This window comes from Corynebacterium sp. HMSC074C01 (assembly GCF_001814605.1).
In the GTDB taxonomy this organism is placed as follows: domain Bacteria; phylum Actinomycetota; class Actinomycetes; order Mycobacteriales; family Mycobacteriaceae; genus Corynebacterium.
On the sequence record NZ_KV817280.1, the window covers coordinates 148,121 to 160,482 of the forward strand.

General features: G+C 61.6%; 12 protein-coding genes. 7 read left to right on the forward strand and 5 right to left on the reverse strand.

Annotation, left to right across the window (positions count from 1 at the left end):
- Window positions 1-45 precede the first annotated feature (45 nt).
- The 4 genes from HMPREF2978_RS07305 (at window position 46) to HMPREF2978_RS07320 (ending at window position 4,125) form a co-directional block, all read left to right on the forward strand.
- Window positions 46-1,017 (forward strand): 1-phosphofructokinase family hexose kinase, encoded by a 972-nt coding sequence (locus tag HMPREF2978_RS07305; RefSeq protein WP_070527208.1) that lies wholly within the window; start codon window positions 46-48, stop codon window positions 1,015-1,017.
- Between the two features lie 22 nt (window positions 1,018-1,039).
- A complete protein-coding gene (locus tag HMPREF2978_RS07310) occupies window positions 1,040-3,124 on the forward strand; it encodes a PTS fructose transporter subunit IIABC (RefSeq protein WP_070527203.1) in 2,085 nt (694 codons plus the stop codon).
- Between the two features lie 58 nt (window positions 3,125-3,182).
- Window positions 3,183-3,452: an HPr family phosphocarrier protein gene (locus HMPREF2978_RS07315; RefSeq protein ID WP_010190265.1), complete on the forward strand. Its 270-nt coding sequence runs from the start codon at window positions 3,183-3,185 to the stop codon at window positions 3,450-3,452.
- A gap of 145 nt (window positions 3,453-3,597) precedes the next feature.
- On the forward strand, window positions 3,598-4,125 hold the full coding sequence (locus HMPREF2978_RS07320; protein WP_070527200.1) for a hypothetical protein: 528 nt from the start codon (window positions 3,598-3,600) through the stop codon (window positions 4,123-4,125).
- A gap of 111 nt (window positions 4,126-4,236) precedes the next feature.
- Here the strand turns inward: HMPREF2978_RS07320 and HMPREF2978_RS07325 are convergent, their stop codons facing one another.
- Window positions 4,237-5,517 (reverse strand): uracil-xanthine permease family protein, encoded by a 1,281-nt coding sequence (locus HMPREF2978_RS07325; protein ID WP_070527197.1) that lies wholly within the window; start codon window positions 5,515-5,517, stop codon window positions 4,237-4,239.
- 34 nt (window positions 5,518-5,551) lie between these two features.
- Window positions 5,552-7,030, reverse strand: coding sequence for a GTPase HflX (gene hflX, locus HMPREF2978_RS07330; RefSeq protein WP_070527194.1), 1,479 nt, complete (start codon window positions 7,028-7,030; stop codon window positions 5,552-5,554).
- Window positions 7,031-7,152: 122 nt separating this feature from the next.
- Here hflX and HMPREF2978_RS07335 point away from each other — a divergent pair, with 122 nt between their 5' ends.
- The gene (locus HMPREF2978_RS07335) at window positions 7,153-7,935 is read left to right on the forward strand and encodes a hypothetical protein (RefSeq protein WP_070527190.1); all 783 of its coding nucleotides are present in this window, start codon (window positions 7,153-7,155) and stop codon (window positions 7,933-7,935) included.
- 21 nt (window positions 7,936-7,956) lie between these two features.
- Window positions 7,957-8,490, forward strand: coding sequence for a hypothetical protein (locus HMPREF2978_RS07340; protein WP_070527187.1), 534 nt, complete (start codon window positions 7,957-7,959; stop codon window positions 8,488-8,490).
- 17 nt (window positions 8,491-8,507) lie between these two features.
- Here HMPREF2978_RS07340 and dapF read toward each other — a convergent pair whose 3' ends face one another.
- From dapF to HMPREF2978_RS07355, 3 genes are read right to left on the reverse strand one after another with little or no spacing between them, the layout of a single operon-like run.
- Window positions 8,508-9,344, reverse strand: a complete 837-nt coding sequence (dapF, locus tag HMPREF2978_RS07345) for a diaminopimelate epimerase (protein WP_070527183.1) — start codon at window positions 9,342-9,344, stop codon at window positions 8,508-8,510.
- 11 nt (window positions 9,345-9,355) lie between these two features.
- Window positions 9,356-10,282: a tRNA (adenosine(37)-N6)-dimethylallyltransferase MiaA gene (gene miaA, locus HMPREF2978_RS07350; RefSeq protein WP_070527180.1), complete on the reverse strand. Its 927-nt coding sequence runs from the start codon at window positions 10,280-10,282 to the stop codon at window positions 9,356-9,358.
- Complete coding sequence (locus HMPREF2978_RS07355) at window positions 10,282-10,914, reverse strand: hypothetical protein (protein WP_070527177.1); 633 nt, start codon at window positions 10,912-10,914, stop codon at window positions 10,282-10,284. The genes miaA and HMPREF2978_RS07355 overlap by 1 nt, the downstream gene beginning before the upstream one ends.
- Before the next feature lie 131 nt (window positions 10,915-11,045).
- Here HMPREF2978_RS07355 and HMPREF2978_RS07360 point away from each other — a divergent pair, with 131 nt between their 5' ends.
- A complete protein-coding gene (locus HMPREF2978_RS07360; RefSeq protein ID WP_070527174.1) occupies window positions 11,046-12,362 on the forward strand; it encodes a DUF349 domain-containing protein in 1,317 nt (438 codons plus the stop codon).

Here is a 12,362-nt window from a genome sequence, read left to right on the forward strand (position 1 = left end):
TTTGCCCCCAATATACGCACTCCGCGAAAGGGGACATTCTCCACGATGATCCTTACTTTGACCCCCAACCCAAGCATCGACGCCACCGTGCGCCTGAACGAGGCGCTCGAACCCGGTGCCGTCCACCGCGCCGAGTCTGTCTCCAGCGTTGCTGGCGGTAAAGGCGTCAACGTTACGCATGCAGTAACGCTCGCCGACGTCGACAGTCTGGCCCTTCTCCCGGCTATGGCCTCAGACCCTTTCTTGACCCTCGCCGCTGACGCATCTATCCCCGTACACGCAGTGCCGACACAGGGCGCGGTGCGCACCAACACCACCTTGACCGAACCGAATGGCCGCACGACCAAACTCAACGGACCTGGCCCCACGCTCGATGAATCAGTTCAGCAAGACGTGGCACAGGCCGTTGCTGAACGCTGCACCGACGCCGAGTGGATCGTCATGGCGGGCTCTCTTCCCAAAGGCGTTCCTACAGATTGGTACACGCAGCTCATCAGTGTCGCTCGCGAAGCCAACCCCGACATCCGCATAGCCGTCGATACCTCTGATGCGCCCATGGTGGCTCTCGGTAACAACCTCGAAGTAGCCAGCCCCGACCTCATCAAGCCAAACGGCCTCGAGCTGGGCCAGCTTGCAGGCGTCGATGGTCAGGCCCTTGAGGCCGCCGCCGAAGACGGCGACTTCAGCGGAGTGGTTGAGGCCGCGAGGGTCGTCGTCAAGCGCGGCATCCCCGAGGTTCTTGTCACCCTGGGCGGCGCTGGCGCGGTGCTGGTCACGGCCAAGGAAGCATGGGCTGCTACTCCCCCGCCCATCACCCTGCGCTCCACCGTGGGTGCCGGCGATTCTTCGCTCTCCGGCTATATCCTCGCCCGCCGCTCCGGCGCCTCGTACCCCGAAGCCCTGCGCCAGGCTGTGGCCTACGGTTCAGCAGCCGCAGCACTCCCGGGAACCCAGATTCCAACCCCCGAAGAACTGGATATCGAACACACGACGGTTTCGGCCGTCACCGACCTTTAGTAGTACTGAGGAGTACCTACCGATGTCATCACAACTCATCACCACCGACCTCGTGGCGCTCGACGCCGACTTCGGTGACAGCATCGAATCAGTCATTACCAATCTGGCCACGCTTGTTCACGACACCGGCCGCGCCACCTCCGTGGAGGAACTGGCAGGCCCCGCCATTGAGCGTGAGGCCAAGGCCGGCACCGGTGTTCCCGGTGGCGTTGCCATCCCACACTGCCGCTCTGCTGCCGTGTCTGAACCCACCCTGGCCTTCGCCCGCCTCTCGCGCGGGGTCGACTTCTCCGGCCCCGATGGTGACGCCCACCTGGTGTTTCTCATCGCGGCCCCGGAAGGTGGCGGTAAGGCACACCTGAAGATCCTCTCCAAGCTTGCCCGCGCGCTGGTGAAGAAGGACTTCTTGGAGGCTCTGCGCACCGCGCAGACCAAGGAGGAAATCGTCTCTCTGGTCCTCGACGTGGTCAACGCCGAAAAGCCGAAGAAGAAGGCTGCCGCCAGCGAATCGGCACCTGCCGCTGCGGCTGCAGCGCCTGCGGCAAGCAAGGCTGCGGATTCACAGAAGACCCGCATCGTGGCCGTCACCGCATGCCCGACTGGCATTGCCCACACGTACATGGCAGCCGACGCACTCACCCAGACCGCCGAGGAGCGCGACGATGTCGAGCTCACAGTCGAGACCCAGGGATCTTCCAATAACACCGCTGTTTCTGCAGAAACCATCGCGGCTGCCGACGCCGTCATTTTCGCCACCGATGTCGGTGTTCGCGACCGGGAGCGCTTCGCCGGCAAGCCCGTCATTGAATCGGGCGTCAAGCGCGCCATCAACGAGCCGGGCGTGATGCTCGATGAAGCCATCGCTGCCTCCAAGAACCCCAACGCACACAAGGTCGCAGGCACTGCAGGCGCAGCCTCCTCTAGCTCCGCGGAAGAAGGCGAAGGACTGGGCTGGGGCAAGCGCATTCAGCAGGCCATCATGACCGGCGTGTCCTACATGGTTCCCTTCGTCGCCGCCGGTGGCCTCCTCTTGGCCTTGGGCTTCCTCTTCGGTGGCTACGACATGGCAAACGGCTGGCAGGCCATCACCACCGATTACTCGCTGACCAACCTGCCGGGCCATGACGTCATGGTTGATGGCGAAATGATGACCTTCCAGAAGGCAGGATTCGCCCTATACATCGGCGCTGTGCTCTTCGCGATTGGTCAAGCATCGATGGGATTCATCGTCGCGGCGCTATCCGGCTACATTGCCTTTGCCCTGGCAGGCCGCCCGGGCATCGCGCCGGGCTTCGCCGGTGGTGCCATTGCTGTTACCCTCGGTGCGGGCTTCATCGGTGGTCTGGTTACCGGCCTTATCGCTGGCTTTGTTGCGATGTGGATTGGCAAGTGGAAGGTCCCGCGCTGGATCGGCTCCCTCATGCCTGTAGTCATCATCCCGCTGCTCGCCACGATGGTTACTGGCCTGCTCATGTACCTGCTGCTCGGTGCACCGCTGGCCGCCATCATGGAAGGCCTGCAGAACTGGCTGTCCTCCATGTCCGGTTCCTCCGCTGTCCTTCTGGGCATCATCCTGGGCCTTATGATGTGCTCCGACTTGGGTGGCCCGGTCAACAAGGCTGCTTACCTCTTCGCTACTGCTGGCCTGTCCACGGGTGATGAGGCTTCCATGAAGATCATGGCCGCTGTCATGGCCTCCGGCATGGTTCCGCCGATTGCGCTGTCCATCGCTACCTTCGTCCGCAAGAACCTGTTCACGCCTGCGGAGCAGGAGAACGGCAAGTCCGCTTGGCTGCTGGGTCTGTCCTTCGTCTCCGAGGGTGCTATCCCCTTCGCTGCTGCCGACCCGCTGCGTGTCATCCCTTCGATGATGCTCGGTGGCGCAGTAACAGGTGCTTTGTCGATGTCCCTGGACGTCATGTCCCGCGCTCCGCACGGCGGAATCTTTGTTATCTTCGCTATCGAACCTGCGTGGGCTTACTTCGTGGCTATCCTTGCCGGCGTCATCGTGTCCGCCATTGCGGTCATCGCGATGAAGCAATTCTGGCCCAATAAGGCTGCTGAAGAGGCTGCTGCGAAGGCAGACAAGACCAAGGCCGCCGCCTAGCGCTTAACCCGCGTACACTTGTAAGCACGAAACACCGTAATTCGAAAGGATTATCATCATGGCTTCTAAGACCGTCAAGGTTGGTTCCTCCGTCGGACTGCACGCACGTCCGGCTTCCATCATCGCCGATGCTGCCGCTGAGTTCGATGAGGACATCTTCCTCACCCTCGTTGGCGATGAGGACGAGGATGAGACCGATGCTGCTTCCTCCCTCATGATCATGGCTCTCGGCGCCGAGCAGGGCGACGAAGTCACCGTGACCTCCGAGAACGAGGCGGCTGTCGAGAAGATCGCCGGCCTCATCGAGCAGGACCTCGACGCTTCCTAAAGCACTTTCCGTTTATAGAACGGCAGCTCCCGCTTCCCTCTTACGCTGAGGGTGGCGGGAGCTTTTCGTTTCACCTCGTCTCCGCGGACTCTTTCGCTTTTCATCGCCACTCGGCTGAAGTGACCCGCTGTGTAGAGTCAAAGACATGACCGACCAGCCCATAACGCCCCCAGACTTCGGCATCGAAGCGCTAAATCTGGCGCTGATTGCGGAATCCTTAACCCCGCGCTTGGATAGCTTTACCGCTTCCGAGAATCATTACCGGCACGAGGGCTCGTGGAAGGAACCGAAATTCACCGTCGTCGCGCTCATAAGGAATAAGCTGGCCATCGACGCAGTCCTAGCCATTGAGACTGAATGCGAACAGGGATTGGCCTTTGTGGGCTACGAGATCATGGGGGCGATGTCCCGGCTCCGCGGCGACCTCGATACCGAAACTCTCTACCACGGAGTTGCCTCATTCCTCTGGGCGGATCAGTTAGCGGGAGACTATCCGATTGGAAAAGCAGACTTCGCCAACCCCGAAACCATTTCGTGGCCAACTCATACCGCCGACGAGGTATACATACACACGGTGCGAGAGCTACTGGACTACGTACAGGCTCATGCCGACAGTGATGATGTCTGGCTGAATGACGAGTTCGTGAAGAGAGCTGTAAAGGGACCGAAGTAAAAGCACCTTATGCAGACTTCTGCACACATTCATCTGGGGTTTTGCGTAAATACGCGTCCAGATGGTGCCTTTACTCCGGTCCCTTATCCTCGCTAGTCGGCGGAAGCGCCTCTAGTACTTCGCGCCGCGTCCCTCACCAATGGTGCCGTAGAGCTTCTTCATCACTGGGTAGAGCACGATGATGCCAACCGAGCCCCAGGCAATACCTTCGAGCGTCACGCCGAAGACGTCGAGCGTGAGGTTACCAATACCCGCGATGAGCGCCACTGCCGCCGCAGTGAGGTTCACTGGGTTGTTGAAGTTGACCTTGTTGTCCATCCAGATGCGCACGCCAAGCATGCCGATAAGGCCGTAAAGGACGATGCAAGCACCGCCCAGCACGCCGGTGGGGATGGTGAAGATAAGCGCGCCAAACTTCGGGATGAAGGCCAGAGCGATGGCGGTGATTGCAGCTACCCAGTAGGCGGCCGTGGAGTAGACGCGGGTGGCGGCCATGACGCCGATATTCTCCGCGTAGGTTGTGGTGCCGGAGCCGCCGAAACCACCGGCCAGGGAGGTGGCCAGGCCGTCCGCGATGAGAGCGTCGCCAGCGAGATCATCGAGGTCGCGCTTGGTCATCTCAGAGACGGCTTTGACGTGGCCGACATTTTCAGCAATCAGAACGACCAACACCGGAAGTGCTGCCGCGATGGCGGAAACGTGGAACTCCGGCGCATGGAACTGCGGGAAGCCAATCCAAGCCGCCTCGCGGATAGACTCCACCGCGCCCTCACCGAGGTTGCCCGTGGCAGCTGCGAAAGCCCAGCCGACGACGACACCAATCAGAATCGACAGACGCGAAACCATGCCGCGCCCGGCCACGGTGGCCAAGATGATGACCGCCAGCGTCACCGTAGCGACCAGAGGCTGGCTCGAATAGTTGGTGGCAGCATTGGGCGCCAAGTTAAGGCCGATCAGTGCCACGATGGCGCCGGTCACGGCCGGCGGCATGACGGCGTCAAGGACCTTGCGGCCCGCCGCCTTCACCGCGAAACCAATCGCCACCAAGACCAGGCCGGTCACTAAGACGGAACCTGCCTGCGCGCCAATGCCGTACTGCTGGGAGGCGCTCAGCGGTGCAATGAACGCGAAGGAGGAACCCAGGTAGGAAGGGAGGCGGTTGCGGGTAATCAGGAGGAACAGTATCGTTCCCAGGCCTGAAAACAGCAGCGTCGTGTTGACCGGGAATCCGGTCAGGGTGGGCACCAGCAACGTCGCGCCGAACATGGCCACCACGTGCTGCATGCCGATGCCGATGGTGCGGCCCCAGCTCAATCGTTCTTCGGGTGCGACAACCGCGCCCGGCTTAATCGTCTTTCCGTCCCCGTGGACGGCCCAGCCAAATTTACTCACGAACCATAATTATGGCTCACTCGAGCACCGAAACCTAAGCGTCTTGGTCAGAAACTCGAAATTCTTTGAGCTCGGCGGCGATGGAGGCGGGCAGGCGGACGTCGACAAGCGTGCCCTCCCCTGTGTATTCCTCGCTGCGCACCGTGCCCTGGGTATGGATGCGATCGACCACGTCGCCACGGGTAAACGGCACGAGCAGCTGCACGTGTTCATCCCGGGAATTGAGGAACAACTCCACGCGCGTCGTGAGCTCATCGATGCCCTCTCCCGTCTTGGCGGAGACATAAACCACATTGTCGCGGTCGAGGGCGTGACGCAACTCCGCCAACACCAGCGGATCGGCCTGGTCAATCTTATTGATCACGACGATCTCCGGCGGGGCCTCCTCACCGGTCTCCTTCACGATGTCATAAATGACCTGGTTGACGGCCTCAATCTGCTTCAGCGGGAAGGGATCCGACCCGTCCACCACGTGCAGCATCAGGTCTGCTGCGAGGACCTCCTCCAAGGTGGACTTGAAGGCTTCCACCAACTGCGTGGGCAGGTGGCGCACGAAGCCGACGGTGTCGGTGAAGACGACCTGGCGGCCATCGGCAAGCTCGGCGCGGCGAGTGGTGGGATCCAAGGTCGCGAACAGCGCGTCCTCCACCAGCACGCCGGCGCCCGTCATTGCATTAATGAGGGAGGACTTGCCAGCGTTGGTGTAGCCAGCGATGGCGATCTGAGGGATCGTCGATGACGCACGGCGCGAACGCTTAATCTCACGCGCCGTTTTCATCGCCTTAAGCTCCTTGCGAAGCAGGGCCATCTGCGTGCGGATGCGGCGGCGGTCCGTCTCAATCTTGGTCTCACCGGGACCGCGCAGGCCCACGCCACCGTTGGAGCCGGCACGGCCGCCCGCCTGGCGCGAGAGGTTTCCACCCCAACCACGGGTATGGGTATAGAGGTATTCCAGCTGCGCGAGCGAGACCTGGGCCTTGCCTTCCTTGGACTTGGCGTGCTGCGCAAAAATATCCAGGATGAGCATGGTGCGGTCAATGACCTTGGTGTTGAGCGCACGCTCCAAGGCAGAGAGCTGGCCTGGTGTTAGCTCGCCATCGCACACCACGGTATCCGCGCCAGTAGCAGCCACGATATCCTTAAGCTCGTTCACTTTGCCCGAACCGATATAGGTGCCCGGATCCGGTTTATCTCGCTTCTGGTACAAGGCTTCGACGACTTCGGCTCCCGCGGTTTCCGTCAGAGCGGCTAGCTCCGCCATCGTAGCCTCGACCTCGGCCACGGTACCTTCAGTCCACACTCCCACGAGCACCACTTGCTCAAGGCGCAGCTTTCGGTACTCCACCTCATAGCCATCGGTGGTGTCTTCCGCGCGGATGGTGGTCTCACGGTTTACTCGCCGGAAGGCGTTGCGCTCCGCAAGGTCGAGATCACCGGTAGTTGGCTCCTGTGAATTGGGCGCGGGCTCACCAAAAGCCTGCGCGAGGAGATCATCATGGGTTTCTTTTGTCATATGCTCCCTATTCTTGCACGTTGTCCCTCTCAACTGGGAATCTCCGCTTCCTGTTCCCGCAGACTGCCGCAGCGCGGTGACGTATCAGCGATGGTTTTTGAGTCCCCTCTGCGACAGATACAATGGTGCGCATGACCGTGAAAGAAACCTCCCACCCAGAGATGCAGGCCATCGGCCTCAACTACGAGCGCTGGCAGGACGCCGTTGAGGCAGCCATTTCCACCAATCAACTGGCAGTGACCGGGGAGGTTCGCGGGGGACAACTTATCCAGTTCGCGGATCCTTCCGGTGCGCAGCTCAATATCCTTGCCGTCGAGCCATTCGCCACCTTCATCGGTTTCGAGGGCGTTACCCAGGGCTTCGCCCACGTCTCTATGATCAACGATGTCTTGGCTTACCTGGACATCATCGATCCTTTCGGGAACGTCCTCGCGCAAGCGACGGCAAACCTGGCACAGGGCCCGCTTTTAGCCGATGAGGACACTCAGCAATGGCAGCAAGTAGAGCTCACCGCGATGGGCCTCAATGTCACCGTGTACGACAGCACTGACGCCTACGAGGCTGAGAAGGGCGCTTACCCAGCCACATTTGAGTCCACAGGCGCAGCGGTGGTCGCAGCCGGTTCCGGTTCCGAAACCCCCACCCCGGGCTGCACTTTTTCTGCCCGGGTCATGGAATCCGAATGGCGCCACAACCAGCTCACCGGACATCGCTTCATGCACTTGGTCATGGATGGCACCTTCCCCTTCGATCTCTGCCTGCCGGAAAGCTTTGGCGAGTTGCCGCCAAAGGATTCCGTTCTCGCCGGCTCGGCAATGTTGACCGCCTCGATTGCGCTGCCCACCGGTGGCTGTGGCGGCGAAGGCGGATGCGCCTGCGGCTCCGGCGGCTGCGGCGGTCACTAGAACTTCCGTAGAGTAGTTCACATGAGTTTTTCCGCATCTCAGCGTCGCGGCCTTGCGCTCCTGCTCGCCGTGGTTACCGCTGCGGTGTTGATTCTGACACTGAAGCTGCCGGGAGTTATCCTCGCCGCGTTTGTGTGCGCAGCGCTGTGGCTCTTTGCTGACGCTCGCCCCAACGCCTCGGAACATGCAGCACTGCGGGCTTCTATTGCTCTCACGGTGGAGGACATCACCGGGGTCCTCGAGGACTACGCCACGTTTGCCACGAGCGACGACGCAGAGTCCCTCGCCGACCGCACGCTACACCGCCCCGCGCTTGTCGACGCCGACTGCGCCAACCCCACCATCGAAGCGTTCCACTATGAGATGCACGGCGCGCAACGCTTCTTACGCCGCCTCGATGCTCGAGTGAACTCACCGAATGCTGAAACTGGTGAACTTGAATCGCTACTTAAGGTGGCTGATGAACGTGCCGCCGAGCTCAAAGAAGCCTGGCTCGCCGCCCGCCGCGCCGCCTTGGCTTTGGGTACCAATTACGAAAAGGAGGACGGACGCTAAACGCCGTCCTGAAAGCCCTATAGTGACGTTTCACCAGTTGCCACGATGCGCGAAGGCCCCCTCAGGGTGGAGCCATCCTCGGTGATTTCTACCTCTACCTCACCTCCGGGAACAATGACGCGAACGCGGCCGGAGACCTGGGAGGCGTCGGCAAGCGCAGCACACGCTGCCGCCACCGTTCCGGTGCCGCACGAACGGGTCTCGCCCGAGCCGCGCTCGAAGACGCGCATGTGAATCGCACCGTCCTGCAAGGGCGTCACCAGCTCTACGTTGACGCCTGCCGGGAAGAAATCCGTATCGAAAACCGGCTGCTCGAGACGCTTGCCAGCCAGATCCTCTGGGCTTAGCCCCGGAATAACCGCCGCCAAATGAGGGTTCCCCATGTCAACCCCCAGCCCAGCGAAGCTCTCCCCCGCCATCGAGGCTGTGGAAACACCGAGCACCTGCGCCGGCCCCATCTCCACGCTGACTTCAGCCGCCGTGTCGTTGAAGGAGTGCACGGTCACCTGCTTGGCTCCAGCCCGCGTTCCCACTGTGAAGGTATCCGTATCCACCAACCCACGGGAGCGGACCCAGTGCGCGAAGACGCGGGTGCCGTTGCCACACATTTCCGCCACGGAGCCATCTGCGTTGCGGTAGTCCATGAACCAGTCATCGGCCTCGATACCCGGCGCGAGTTCCTCAATCTCCCCATTGGCAAGCAGCTGACCGGCGCGGATAACGCGCAGTACACCGTCGGCACCGATTCCCGCGCGCCGATCACACAGCGCCACTACCTTTTCCGGTGGCAGCGGATTGGTTCCTTCCACAATGACGAAGTCGTTCTCTGTTCCGTGGCCTTTTGCAAACTTCATAGCTGTAGAGTTTAACGTCCTTCGATGACCTGCAAGGCCTGCGCCGTCGTATCGGCCGCAGCATCCAGCCACTGGATTCGCTTATCACGGTTGAACCAGGCGCGCTGGCGGCGCACATAGCGGCGGGTTCCGGTGATGGTGCGCTCCACTGCTTCTTCCCATGTCAGCTCTCCTCGCTGGGCTTGGAGAACTTGGGCATAGCCAATAGCCCGCCCGGCCGTGGACTCAGCCTTCAAGCCGCGGGCTTGGAGGCCTTCGACTTCTTCCACGAGCCCTTTGTCGAACATGAGGCGGCTGCGCAACTCAATACGTGGGTTTAGCCAGCTGGATTCGGTACGCAGGCCGAGGATTATCGTGCCCCACCGGGGCGGGGCATTCTTCGGTGGCTGGCTGGCTTTGAAGGGCTTTCCAGTTAGTTCAATGACCTCCAGCGCGCGCACGGTGCGGCGCGGATCTTTGTCCTCGATGATGGCTGCGGCCGCTGGGTCCACAGCGGCAAGCTCCGCATGCAGAGCATCAGTACCAATCTCTTGGCGCCGGGCTTCCCAGCGCGCCCGCACCTGCGGGTCGGTGGGTGGGAATTGCCAGTTATCCACGAGTGATTGGACATACAGCATGGAGCCGCCTACCAGGATCGGGGTCTTACCGCGCGCACGGATGCCGTCAATATCCGCGATGGCGGAAGCCTGATAGCGCGCTACCGACGCCGCTTCCGTCACGTCCCACACATCCAGTTGATGGTGCGGAATGCCTTCGCGTTCCTCCATTGTCAGCTTGGCTGTGCCGATATCCATGCCACGGTAGAGCTGCATTGAATCAACGTTGACGACTTCCCCATCAAGCTCGTGTGCCAGTGCTACACCGAGCGCCGATTTTCCGGAGGCCGTGGGCCCCACCACTGCGATGGGAGTCGGAGCATAAGCGTGCGTATCAAGCATCAGCACTGCCACCCCGCCACATATCGCCCCACCCCGAGGGTGGAGTCCGCTGCCCGCAGTTCCGCGTGGCGCGGGTGCACGCCCGCCAGTTGTGCCCAGAGACTCGTCTCAAGCACCCCAGCGGATTGGAGGCGCGCTTCATCACAATGTACTTCCCCACCCGCCAGGATGCTCTCGCACCACAGGTGTGCATCGCGCGCGCCTTCGACGAGGGCGAGCGGCGCGCGTTCGGTCAGACCAGCTGAGCCATCGACGCACACCACGGTCAGGTGGCCGGGGCGCACCTCACCGAGTTCAGCGCGGGAATCCGCTACCACGAAGCCTGGTACCTCGGGAGTATGACTAAGCGCATGGCTGAGCACGTAGCGGGCGATAATTTCCGGCAGGTAGTTGCCGCCGCCGACATTTACCTGCGGTGCGCCCCATGCCCGCAAGCTTCCAGTGTGCTCGGTACGCCACCGAGCATCCCGCGAACCCACAATATCTACCTTGAGGGGGCTGCTTGCGCTGATGCGTGCAGCGTCACGGACGAGTTCGCAGGCGGCGCTGAGCAGCGCACGCGAAGCATCATCGTTGGGCGAGAGTTCTTCTGCCAACGCCGGTGAGGCAGGAATAACCATGAGATTTTGCATCAATTCCCATCCTATAAGGTTCGTTTTCCGGGGTTAACACGCGGCTGCACGGCGGAAACGGTAGTGTTGTGTCACATAAGTTCTGGCAGCCGTGTCGCGCGGCGCGATAGTACCGAAGGTGGTTTCTTACCATGTCCGCTATTCCTTCCCCTGGAGCCATGCCCCGCAAGGGCGCCCGCCCCGGCCCTTCTTTCTCCGGCCCGACAGCTCGTCCGGTGCAGCCTGCGAAGAATGATCCCGCCAAGTGGGGCCGCGTTGATGCTGATGGTTCGGTCTTCGTGAAGTCACCCGAAGGCGAACGCAAGATCGGTGAATGGCAGGCCGGTACACCGGAAGAAGGCTTGGCTCACTTTGGCGCCCGCTACGATGATCTGTCTACCGAAATCGAGCTGCTGGAATCTCGCCTCAAGGCACATCCGGGCGATGCTGCAGCGATCAAGACAACCGCGGCAGAACTACGGGAATCTCTGCCCACCCAGGCGGTGATTGGTGATATTGCCGCATTAGACAAGCGTCTGGGCACCGTCATCGAGCATTCCGTTGAGGCCGGTGAGCAGGCGCAGGCTGACAAGGCTCGTCGCCGCGAAGAGGCGATCGCGAAGAAGGAGAAGCTGGCCGCCGAAGCCGAAGACATCGCTGCCAATTCGACGGAGTGGAAAGCCGCCGGCGACCGCATCCGCGCCATTCTTGAGGAATGGAAGCAGATTCGCGGCATCGACCGTCAGACGGATGATGCCCTGTGGAAGCGCTACTCCCGCGCCCGCGATTCCTTCAACCGCCGCCGCGGCTCGCACTTCGCTGAGCTCGATCGCAACCGCGCTGCTGCCCGCGCCAAGAAGGAAGAATTGGTTGAGCGCGCAGAAGCCATCAAGGAATCCACCAATTGGGGTGAAACGGCGCGCACTTACCGTGATCTCATGACGGAGTGGAAGGCCGCTGGCCGCGCTCCCCGCGAGATCGACGATAAGCTCTGGGCCCGCTTCCGTGCCGCGCAGGACCACTTCTTCAACGCCCGCAACGCGGTCAACGATGAACGCGATAAGCAGTTCGCGGAAAACGCGGCCGCCAAGGACGCGCTTATTGCGGAATATGACTCCCAGATCGACCCGGCCAAGTCCATCGACACGGCAAAAGCCAAGCTACGGGAGCTGCAGGAAAAGTGGGAAGAGATTGGTTTCGTCCCGCGCAATCAGGTGCGCGAGTACGAGGCCAAGATTGCGGCTCTGGAAAAGCGCGTGAGCGAAGCCGAGGATTCGGAGTGGCGCCGAACGGATCCGGAGGCCCAGGCCCGCGTGGCCCAGTTCCAGGCCAAGGTGGATGAATTCACCGCACAGGCGGAAGCTGCCGAGGCTAAGGGCAACGCCAAGAAGGCGGAGGATTTGCGTGCTCAGGCGAAGCAGTGGCAGGAGTTTGCGGATGCCGCAGCGGCTGCTGTCAACGACAAGTAG

Excerpts from the sequence above, each read along its gene's own strand:
- HMPREF2978_RS07305 (WP_070527208.1), top strand. The coding sequence starts at position 46 with ATGATCCTTACTTTGACCCCCAACCCAAGCATCGACGCCACCGTGCGC.
- HMPREF2978_RS07310 (WP_070527203.1), top strand. The coding sequence starts at position 1,040 with ATGTCATCACAACTCATCACCACCGACCTCGTGGCGCTCGACGCCGAC.
- HMPREF2978_RS07315 (WP_010190265.1), top strand. The coding sequence starts at position 3,183 with ATGGCTTCTAAGACCGTCAAGGTTGGTTCCTCCGTCGGACTGCACGCA.
- HMPREF2978_RS07320 (WP_070527200.1), top strand. The coding sequence starts at position 3,598 with ATGACCGACCAGCCCATAACGCCCCCAGACTTCGGCATCGAAGCGCTA.
- hflX (WP_070527194.1), bottom strand. The coding sequence starts at position 7,030 with ATGACAAAAGAAACCCATGATGATCTCCTCGCGCAGGCTTTTGGTGAG.
- HMPREF2978_RS07335 (WP_070527190.1), top strand. The coding sequence starts at position 7,153 with ATGGTGCGCATGACCGTGAAAGAAACCTCCCACCCAGAGATGCAGGCC.
- HMPREF2978_RS07340 (WP_070527187.1), top strand. The coding sequence starts at position 7,957 with ATGAGTTTTTCCGCATCTCAGCGTCGCGGCCTTGCGCTCCTGCTCGCC.
- dapF (WP_070527183.1), bottom strand. The coding sequence starts at position 9,344 with ATGAAGTTTGCAAAAGGCCACGGAACAGAGAACGACTTCGTCATTGTG.
- miaA (WP_070527180.1), bottom strand. The coding sequence starts at position 10,282 with ATGCTTGATACGCACGCTTATGCTCCGACTCCCATCGCAGTGGTGGGG.
- HMPREF2978_RS07355 (WP_070527177.1), bottom strand. The coding sequence starts at position 10,914 with ATGCAAAATCTCATGGTTATTCCTGCCTCACCGGCGTTGGCAGAAGAA.
- HMPREF2978_RS07360 (WP_070527174.1), top strand. The coding sequence starts at position 11,046 with ATGTCCGCTATTCCTTCCCCTGGAGCCATGCCCCGCAAGGGCGCCCGC.